We start from the raw sequence: 9,570 nt of genomic DNA on the forward strand, positions 1-9,570 counted from the left end.
AGTCTAGAGCTTAAATGACGCATTTGATTTTTCTTCCAGGAGCATCTGGAAGTACTGAATTTTGGCAGCCACTGATTGAACTGCTGTCAGCAGATTATACAGTGCAAGTGATTGCCTATCCTGGGTTCGGTCAAGAACCAGCGCAGAATGAAGTATATGATTTTAATAGTCTGAGTGATTATGTGCTGGACCAGATTCAGCAAGATTCGGTACTGGTTGCACAGTCGATGGGCGGAATTTTTGCCATACAGGCTGCATTGAAAAAATCTAATTTAATTAAAGCTATGGTACTGATTGCGACATCAGGCGGGATTGATTTAAGTCCATTTGAAGTCGAGGATTGGCGCACGGCCTATAAAAACCAGTTCCTGAATTACCCGGACTGGTTTTCTACTGTACAGTTGGATTATTCCTCTCAACTTTCAGCCATTCAGCAAAAAACATTACTGCTATGGGGAGATGCCGATCCCATCAGCCCTGTGGCTGTTGGGCAGTATTTACATCAGACATTAAAAGACTCATCGTTTCAGGTTATTCAGGGTGGAGATCATTTATTTGCTGCGCAGCACGCTACAGAGACAGCAGCGTGGGTCTCTGATTTTTTAAATTCACTGGAAAGCAGAGCAAGGGATAGTTAATGTCATTACAAACAAACACAACTGAACTGCTCGCAATGTGGCTCAAAGAACGTGAAATTCAAAATCAGTCCAGACATACCTTGCAGGCTTATGAACGCGACGTTTCCGATTTTTTAAACTTTTGTGAAGCTAAAAAACTGGATCTGGCCAATATCGAAACTACAGATCTGCGTGAATATTTGGCCCATAAAGTGGAACAGCAAGGCTTAAGTTCCAGCAGTTTACAGCGGATGCTCTCATCCATACGCCAATTTATGAAATGGGCCGAGCAGGGGCAGTATCTGGCGTTTAATCCGGCGGATGATTTTCAGTTAAAACGTATTCCCAGACCGCTTCCGGGCATGGTCGATATTGAAACCGTGAACCAGATTCTGGATCAGCCAGCACCTGAAACCGAAGCACAGCAACAAATGTGGCTACGGGATAAAGCCATTTTAGAACTATTGTATTCCAGTGGTTTACGTCTGGCTGAAGTGCAAGGTTTGCGGATTAAAGATATCGATTTTAACCGTCAGCTGTTACGTATTACCGGTAAAGGCAATAAAACCCGGGTGGTGCCTTTTGGCAGTAAGGCTCGAGATGCAGTAATGAAGTGGCTGCAAGTCTATCCATTATGGCACGGTGATTTTGTCCCGGATGCTCATGTGTTTATTACCCAAAAGGGCAATCCGCTGGGTGCGCGGCAAATTGAAAACCGGGTGAAACTGCAAGCCCTGCGTGCCGGGGTAAATGTTGATTTGCATCCACATTTGTTACGTCATTGCTTTGCCAGTCATATGCTATCCAACAGCCGGGATTTACGTGCGGTACAGGAAATGCTGGGACATAGCAATTTGACTACTACACAAATTTATACTCATGTCGATTTTGATCATTTGGCTCAGGTGTATGATCAGGCACATCCGCGAGCGCAAGTTAAAAAGTCGTAACAATATTAAATAATGTTAAAATTTGAATCAATCTGGTCCGGACTTTGCTTAATTATTTTAGCAGCAGTCACCGGAGTTCATTAAAGTTAAATAAGCGTATGAAAAAATATCAGGGCATAAAGATGACATTTTGAACTATTGTCGGATAATAAAAAGTCAATTTATAAGGTATAAGAATCACCTCTAACCATACAGTGAATCGCATGAATCATGTATAGCGATGAAATTATGTATGCTTTCACTACTGGTCAGTTAAATATTGGAAAGGAAAATGATAGGCGAAACAATGATTGCAGATATTTTAGAGAAATATGACCAGTTAACGGCTGCGCAAAAAGAAATTTTTGCAGGTTATGGCCTTCGTCAAGTTAAACATTTTGTCGAAATAAGTTTGCCTAATATCGAACCGGTTTTACCTGCAGGTGCGCATGTCCAGGGCATCAATGCAGAAGGTAAGGTACAAGCCATTAATGATGTGACCCAACAAACCTATCTGTGGATTTCAGACCTGCAATGGCAGGAACGTCCCATTGCAACATCAAATGTAGATTTAAAAGAAGACTTTTTAGCAGTCTGGAAAATATTTAATCTTCAGGCTTATGATTTAATTGATTTAAGCCACATCCATCGTGACTTTTTACAAAGTCAGCCTGTATAAGCAGCCTTTTAATTTGCAGACTTGATCAAGGGCTACCTGATTTCATGCGATATCATTGATGTAGCCCTAAAGTTTTATAAGGTTATCAAGCTCAAAGCTAAGTAAGTTCTTGTTGCTGCACTTCAATTTTCAATCTAAGCAATAACAGATTTATTTGCACGGCAATTTTTAACATACTGAAAAATTATGAACGTGCCTAAAGATTATCGAGCGGTAACTGGAAACTCTGTTTAATAATTTGACTGGGTAAATCCGTTTTTACACTGGTTATGCCGTTTTTCTTGGTGAGATGCGCCGACTGAAATTTACGGTAACTTTCCAGATCGGGCACGACCACTTTCAGCATGGCATCGCATTCCCCTAAAATGATATAGCATTCCATCACTTGAGGAAGCTCTTTCATGGCTTCAATGAAGGTATCGATGGTTTCAGCATCCTGTCCGGTTAACCAAATTCGTGAAAATAATATCAGCTGCAAGCCAATTTTTTGCGGGTCTACCACTGTGGTGTAATTTTGAATTACGCCTGCTTCTTCCAGTAATTTCACCCGACGCAGACACGATGATGGCGACAGTCCAATTTCGCGGGCCAGATCGTTATTTTGCATACGGCCATTATTCTGCAAGGCACGAATGATATTTTTATCAATACGATCTAGTTTTACTGAAACAGATTTAGAAGATAGTTTCATAAATTAGAATATAATTCGGAGGATAATCATAATTATAGAATATTTGAAATCCTATTTTGTACTATTTGTTCGATACTGATTTTCACTTTCAAGACATGGAAAGGGAAAAGAAAATGTCTGTATTTGTACTGTTTGCCTTAACGGTTATTCCGCTTATTTTCACCCCTGGACCAGATATGCTGTTTATCCTGTCTCAAGTAATGGGAAAAGATGCAAAAGCAGGCATGCTGGCAACTATAGGGATTTGCCTGGGCTATTTGGTCCATTCTGTTTTGATGGCTTTGGGCATTACAGCCCTTATAGTCTCGTTCCCGGTGTTATTTGAAAGCATTCGCTGGCTCGGGATCGCTTATCTATTGTTCTTGGCTACGAGTTTGATTAAGTCGGTGTTCAGTGACAATAAATTCATCATCGAGAGAAAATCATCATCCAGTCCCATTGAAAAAGGTTTCTTTACTGCGCTATTGAACCCCAAAGGTATGCTGATCTATTTTGCAATTTTACCGCAATTTATTGATAAAGCTGGGAATATGGTGAATCAGGGTTTAATCCTGTCCTTGATCTTTATTGGACTCATCTTTGTGGTATATGGCAGTTTGAGTGTGATTTTTGCCAAAGTGACCCAAAAAACCCATATTGATGAACGTAAACAGAAATGGATTGATGGCGCTTCAGGTGGCTTGTTAATGCTGGCTGCAACCTGGCTGATCATGAACTGATAAATGTCAAGCAAGTATGCTGTTATGGCGTGCTTGCCTGTATGGAAGGGTGTTGAGCCGAAAAGGTAATTTGTTACATATTTAACTTAAAAAATAGCTCAATTTTAGGGCAAACAGACTGAAAAATTTAGCGGAATCTGTCTTAAATGACAATTCATTACTTTGGCTGTTCTGTCGGCTATGTGTGCCAGACTCGCCAGAAACTGATCGAAAACAAGCATTAAATCAGAACTTTTGATGAAGTTAATCAGATAAAAAAATACTAAAAATCAATGCTTAAAAAATAAATAAATATTCAGGAATTTCATCTTAATAAAAGTGTGTGAAAAAAATATGAACGCCAAGTTCAAGGAAAATGATGCTTTTTTACAGCTGTTTCGATAATTGTGACTTGACCCAAATGCCGTACACATTGCAAGATAGGGCACCTAAAAAAATTTAAGTGAAGAGTTATTATAACTTTTCTCAATATTTACATTTGCTAAAACAGCCGAGGATTACATGAAGGCTCTTGTTGCTGTAAAACGTGTGGTTGATGCCAACGTTAAAGTTCGCGTTAAACCGGACAACAGTGGTGTTGACTTAACAAACGTTAAAATGTCAATTAACCCATTCTGTGAAATCGCAGTGGAAGAAGCGGTTCGTTTAAAAGAAAAAGGAACTGTTTCAGAAATCGTTGTTGTTGCTATCGGTCCTAAAGAAGCGCAAGAACAAATCCGTTCTTCAATGGCACTTGGTGCTGACCGCGGTATCCTGGTTGAAGCTGATGACAGCCAGCTCGGTGCTTTGGAAGTGGCTAAAATCCTGAAAGGTGTTGTTGACGCTGAACAACCACAATTAATCCTTCTTGGTAAACAGGCCATTGATGACGACTCTAACCAGGTTGGTCAGATGCTTGGTGCTCTACTTGGCGTAGGTCAAGGTACATTCGCTTCTGAAGTGAAAGTTGAAGGCGACAAAGTACAAGTCACTCGTGAAATCGACGGTGGTTTGCAAACTGTTGAACTTGCACTTCCAGCAATTATCACCACTGACTTACGTTTGAACGAGCCACGTTATGCAGCTCTGCCAAACATCATGAAAGCGCGTAAAAAACCGCTTGATACCAAGTCTCCTGCAGATTTCGGTGTAACTGCGACAACTAAACTGAAAACAGTGAAAGTTGAAGCTCCTGCTGAACGTAAAGCGGGCGTACAAGTGAAGTCTGTAGACGAGCTTGTAGAAAAATTGAAAAATGAAGCGAAAGTGATCTAATACAGAAGGATAAAAATCATGAGTATTTTAGTTATCGCTGAGCACGACAACAAAGCATTAAACGCTGCTACTTTAAACGTTGTTGCTGCGGCGCAAAAAATCGGTGGTGATATCACTGTATTGGTAGCTGGCTCGAACGCGCAAGCTGTTGCTGACCAGGCAGCTAAAGTTGCAGGTGTAAGCAAAGTATTACTTGCTGACGACGCTGCTTATGCAAACCAGTTGGCTGAAAATGTGGCTAAACTTGTTGCTGAATTGGGCAAAGGCTATACCCATATCCTTGCTGCTTCTACCACAACGGGTAAAAACATTCTGCCACGTGCAGCTGCGCTTCTTGATGTGAGCATGATCACTGATATTATCGCTGTTGAAGGTCCTAAAACTTTCAAACGTCCAATCTATGCAGGTAACGCAATTGCAACCGTAGAGTCTGGTGAGTCTGTTGTTGTTGCTACCGTTCGTGGTACAGCATTTGATGCTGTAGCAAGCGATGGTGGTGCGGCTAGCGTTGAAGCTGCTGCGTCTACTGGCGATGCGGGTCTTTCTAAATTCATCTCAGAAGAAATTGTGAAATCTGAACGTCCAGAATTAACCGCTGCACGCATCGTGGTTTCTGGTGGTCGTGGTGTGGGTTCAGGTGAAAACTATCACAAAATCCTGGATCCATTAGCGGATAAACTTGGCGCTGCTCAAGGTGCTTCACGTGCTGCAGTTGATGCCGGCTTCGTTCCTAACGACATGCAAGTCGGTCAAACGGGTAAAATCGTTGCGCCTGAGCTATACATCGCTGTTGGTATTTCTGGTGCAATCCAGCACTTGGCGGGTATGAAAGAGTCTAAAGTGATTGTTGCGATCAACAAAGATGAAGAAGCGCCAATTAACGCAGTAGCTGACTACTGGTTAGTGGGTGACTTGAACACTGTAGTTCCGGAATTGGTTTCTAAAATCTAATTCAGCACTACATGCTTCAAAAAACGCTCCGCAAGGAGCGTTTTTTTATGCCTAGATGTTCGTAGCTTATCTATTTCTAGGGGGAGAATGTGGCTATTCTGACTCAATAGATAGCATTGCAGGGGCAGCAAACGAATGTACATCTTTTATGGTGGTACAAGGTGATACAGGTTTAATGTATTTGTGTAGCTAGGGGAGAGCCTGTATTTAATCGATTTATATTTTTTTAAAGGTGAAAAGACTATTTTAACTGAATAAACCGCCCGAACATTGAGCGCTAAAATTTGCAGCTAGACACTGAATAAAATGAACGAATTCACATAAAATCCCGACAAATGAAAGTGCCTAAAAAATAAACGATAAATTATAGAAAATTAACAAGATTAAGATAAGAGATATGGCACAAAAACAACAGAATTTATGCTATAATTTACGGCTGTATTTAGATTTTAACTCAGCTTATTTTGAGTTAATTTTTTGCTAGATTGATTATATAAAACGAACAGTCTGAACGGTTGTTTGTAATAAGGAGTATGCATGAGCGTATCGGAAATCCGACCGATTGCCATTGAGGATGAACTCAAAAGCTCATATCTCGACTATGCCATGAGTGTTATTGTTTCTCGTGCATTACCTGACGTGAGAGATGGCTTAAAGCCTGTTCATCGTCGTGTGCTTTTCGCTATGCACGAATTGGGCAATGACTACAATAAAGCATACAAAAAGTCAGCCCGTGTCGTCGGTGATGTGATCGGTAAATATCACCCACATGGTGACTATGCTGTTTATGAAACCATTGTTCGTATGGCGCAAGACTTTAGCCTGCGTTATCAACTGGTAGATGGTCAAGGTAACTTCGGTTCTGTTGATGGCGATAGTGCAGCAGCAATGCGTTATACCGAAGTGCGTATGCGTAAGCTGACCCATGAGCTTTTGGCCGATCTGGAAAAAGACACAGTCGAGTGGGAAGACAACTACGACGGTTCTGAACGCATTCCACAAGTCATGCCTACACGTGTTCCTAACTTGCTGATTAACGGTGTAACTGGTATTGCAGTAGGTATGGCGACCAATATGGCGCCACACAACATGACAGAAGTGATCAATGCATGTTTGGCCTATGCGGAAAACCCGAATATTTCCATTGAAGGCTTGATGGAACATATCTCTGGCCCAGATTTCCCTACAGGCGGTATCATTTACGGTAAATCAGGCATTGTCGATGCTTACCGTACCGGTAAAGGTCGTCTTCATATTCGTGGTAAATATCACATTGAAGAAGACCAGAAGACTGGCCGTAACACCATCGTATTCACTGAAATTCCTTATCAAGTCAATAAAGCAAAAACCATTGAACGTATTGCTGAATTGGTGAAAGAGAAGAAACTGGAAGGGATTTCTGAGCTTCGTGATGAATCCGATAAAGAAGGGATGCGTATTGCCATTGACCTGAAGCGTGGTGAAAACGCCGAAGTGATTGTCAATAACCTGTTCCTGAATACCCAGTTAGAAAATTCATTCAGCATCAACATGGTCTGCCTGGACAACGGCCAGCCGAAGTTGATGAACCTGAAAGACATCATTGCTGCGTTCATCCGTCACCGCCAGGAAGTGGTGACTCGCCGTACCATGTTCGAACTGCGTAAAGCGCGTGAACGTGGCCATATCCTGGAAGGCTTGACCGTTGCACTCGCAAACATCGATGCGATTATTGAAACCATCAAGACCTCTGCCAACCCGGGCGAAGCGCGCGAGCGTTTACAGGCGGGTGAATGGGCTGCGGGTGGCGTAGTTGCATTACTGGAAAAAGCGGGTTCGGTTTCTGTACGTCCTGACGAGATTGAAGGTGAAGATCCAAACCGTCGATTCGGTTTAGATGGTAATGTTTACCGTTTATCTCCAGCACAGGTTGGTGCAATTCTTGAACTACGTTTACACCGCTTAACTGGTCTGGAACAAGACAAGTTACATGCTGAATATTCTGAAATTTTGGGTCAAATTGCTGAATTAACTGCAATTCTGAATGATTTCAATTTATTGATGGCAGTGATTAAAGAAGAATTGGCGTTAATCCTGCAACAATATGGCGATGCACGTCGTACCGCGATTGTTGAATCACGTATTGATTTCTCTCGCGAAGATTTGATTCCTGAAGAGCAAGTAGTATTGACCGTTTCTAAAACCGGTTATGCGAAAACTCAACCACTTTCTGATTACGCTGCACAGCGTCGTGGTGGTCGTGGTAAGTCTGCGACTTCAATGAAAGAAGATGACTACATTCAGCATCTGATTGTGACCTCGAACCATGCAACGGTACTTTGCTTTACCGATGTCGGTAAGGTCTATCGTCTGAAAGTATTTGAAGTGCCGCAAGCGTCGCGTGGTGCCAAAGGTCGCCCAATGGTGAACCTGTTACCGCTTGATGCCAACGAAACCATTACGGCAATTCTTCCGGTAATTGATGCACCGAAGAAATTTAAAGAACGTTTGGCAGACTTCAAGGCATTTGTAAAAACCAATGCTGCGAAACTGCAAGAAAATGAAATCATCAATTCACATTATGCTGAACTGGAAGCGGCACTTGCTGAACTTGAAGATGGTGCAGATGACTTGTCTGATGCATTACGTGTTCAATTGAAGCAATTGGGTGTTGAGCTTTCGGCAAGCGATCTGGATGATGAAATCATTGCTGACTTTGCGCAGCAAGCCGAAGCGGTACGTAAAAACTTCTATGTGTTTATGGCGACTGAGTACGGTACGATCAAGCGTGTAGAACTTGAACAGTTTAGTAATGTTCGTTCAAATGGTTTACGTGCCATTGAACTCACTGGCGATGACACCTTGATTGGTGTTGCAATTACCGATGGCGAACAGCAAATCATGTTGTTCTCGAATGAAGGTAAAGCAATTCGTTTTGCTGAAACTGATGTGCGTTCAATGGGACGTTCAGCCAAAGGTGTACGCGGTATGCGTGTGACCATTGGTGCCGCACAAGTTGAAGATGTTGAAGATACCGATATCGAGTCTGATGATGAAGATAGTTCAGATTCAGCCTTAATCAGCCGTATTGTTTCACTGGTAGTTGTACCTGAAACGGGTGAAGTGCTGTGTGCTTCTGAAAACGGTTACGGTAAACGTACCCCGGTAGATGACTTCCCAACTAAGAAACGTGGCGGTAAGGGGGTGATTGCGATCAAGACCTCTGAACGTAATGGTCAGTTGGTGGGTGCAGTTGCGATTGATGCCTCTAAAGAACTGATGTTGATTTCTGATGGTGGTACTTTGGTACGTACCCGTGCTTCTGAAGTTGCTCAAACTGGTCGTAACGCACAAGGTGTACGTTTGATCCGTTTAGGTAATGACGAGTTACTTGTAGGCGTAGTTTCGGTTGAAGCTGTAGAAGAAGATGAATTTATTGAAGCAGTGGAAGGCGAAGAAATTGTTGCCTCTACAGCTTTAATTGATTCTGAAACTTTGGTGGATGATGAAACCATTGCTGATGAAGCTGATACTGAATCAGATTTAAGAGATTCTGACGACTAAGTTTTGATATTGAAAAGAAGGGCGCTTAGGCGTCCTTTTTTATAACAGTAGATAATCTAATAAATAACCTGAGTTCGATATAAAAAAGAGTAGAAAAAAAGCCCTGAATTTATAACATATTGGTTCTCAATACAAAATGTTATAAAACAAGGCTTCTCGATGGATCATATTACCGAATTATTTTGTA

At 41.9% G+C, this 9,570-nt stretch carries 8 protein-coding genes; 7 read left to right on the forward strand and 1 reads right to left on the reverse strand.

Going from position 1 to position 9,570, the window contains the following annotated elements; all coding sequences use genetic code 11:
* Positions 1-14: 14 nt before the first annotated feature.
* From FTU91_RS09105 to FTU91_RS09115, 3 genes are all read left to right on the forward strand, one after another.
* On the forward strand, positions 15-638 hold the full coding sequence (locus tag FTU91_RS09105; RefSeq protein WP_180081911.1) for an alpha/beta fold hydrolase: 624 nt from the start codon (positions 15-17) through the stop codon (positions 636-638).
* Positions 639-673: 35 nt separating this feature from the next.
* Entirely contained in the window at positions 674-1,567 is an 894-nt protein-coding gene (gene xerA, locus FTU91_RS09110; protein WP_180081927.1) for a site-specific tyrosine recombinase/integron integrase, read from the forward strand.
* A 271-nt stretch (positions 1,568-1,838) separates the two neighbouring features.
* Entirely contained in the window at positions 1,839-2,225 is a 387-nt protein-coding gene (locus tag FTU91_RS09115; RefSeq protein ID WP_180081913.1) for a hypothetical protein, read from the forward strand.
* A 196-nt stretch (positions 2,226-2,421) separates the two neighbouring features.
* On the opposite strand, the gene FTU91_RS09120 is transcribed toward FTU91_RS09115, so the two are convergent.
* The gene (locus FTU91_RS09120; RefSeq protein WP_180081915.1) at positions 2,422-2,916 is read right to left on the reverse strand and encodes an Lrp/AsnC family transcriptional regulator; all 495 of its coding nucleotides are present in this window, start codon (positions 2,914-2,916) and stop codon (positions 2,422-2,424) included.
* A gap of 113 nt (positions 2,917-3,029) precedes the next feature.
* On the opposite strand from FTU91_RS09120, the gene FTU91_RS09125 reads away from it, so the two are divergent.
* The 4 genes from FTU91_RS09125 to gyrA all read left to right on the forward strand — a co-directional run bounded on the left by FTU91_RS09125 (position 3,030) and on the right by gyrA (position 9,383).
* Positions 3,030-3,635: a LysE family translocator gene (locus FTU91_RS09125; protein ID WP_180081917.1), complete on the forward strand. Its 606-nt coding sequence runs from the start codon at positions 3,030-3,032 to the stop codon at positions 3,633-3,635.
* Between the two features lie 501 nt (positions 3,636-4,136).
* On the forward strand, positions 4,137-4,889 hold the full coding sequence (locus FTU91_RS09130) for an electron transfer flavoprotein subunit beta/FixA family protein (protein ID WP_180081919.1): 753 nt from the start codon (positions 4,137-4,139) through the stop codon (positions 4,887-4,889).
* Between the two features lie 18 nt (positions 4,890-4,907).
* Positions 4,908-5,840: an electron transfer flavoprotein subunit alpha/FixB family protein gene (locus tag FTU91_RS09135; protein WP_180081921.1), complete on the forward strand. Its 933-nt coding sequence runs from the start codon at positions 4,908-4,910 to the stop codon at positions 5,838-5,840.
* 537 nt (positions 5,841-6,377) lie between these two features.
* A complete protein-coding gene (gyrA, locus tag FTU91_RS09140; RefSeq protein ID WP_180081923.1) occupies positions 6,378-9,383 on the forward strand; it encodes a DNA gyrase subunit A in 3,006 nt (1,001 codons plus the stop codon).
* The last annotated feature ends 187 nt before the right edge of the window (positions 9,384-9,570 follow it).

The sequence above is a fragment of the Acinetobacter sp. YH12201 genome (assembly GCF_013418145.1).
In the GTDB taxonomy this organism is placed as follows: Bacteria; Pseudomonadota; Gammaproteobacteria; order Pseudomonadales; family Moraxellaceae; genus Acinetobacter.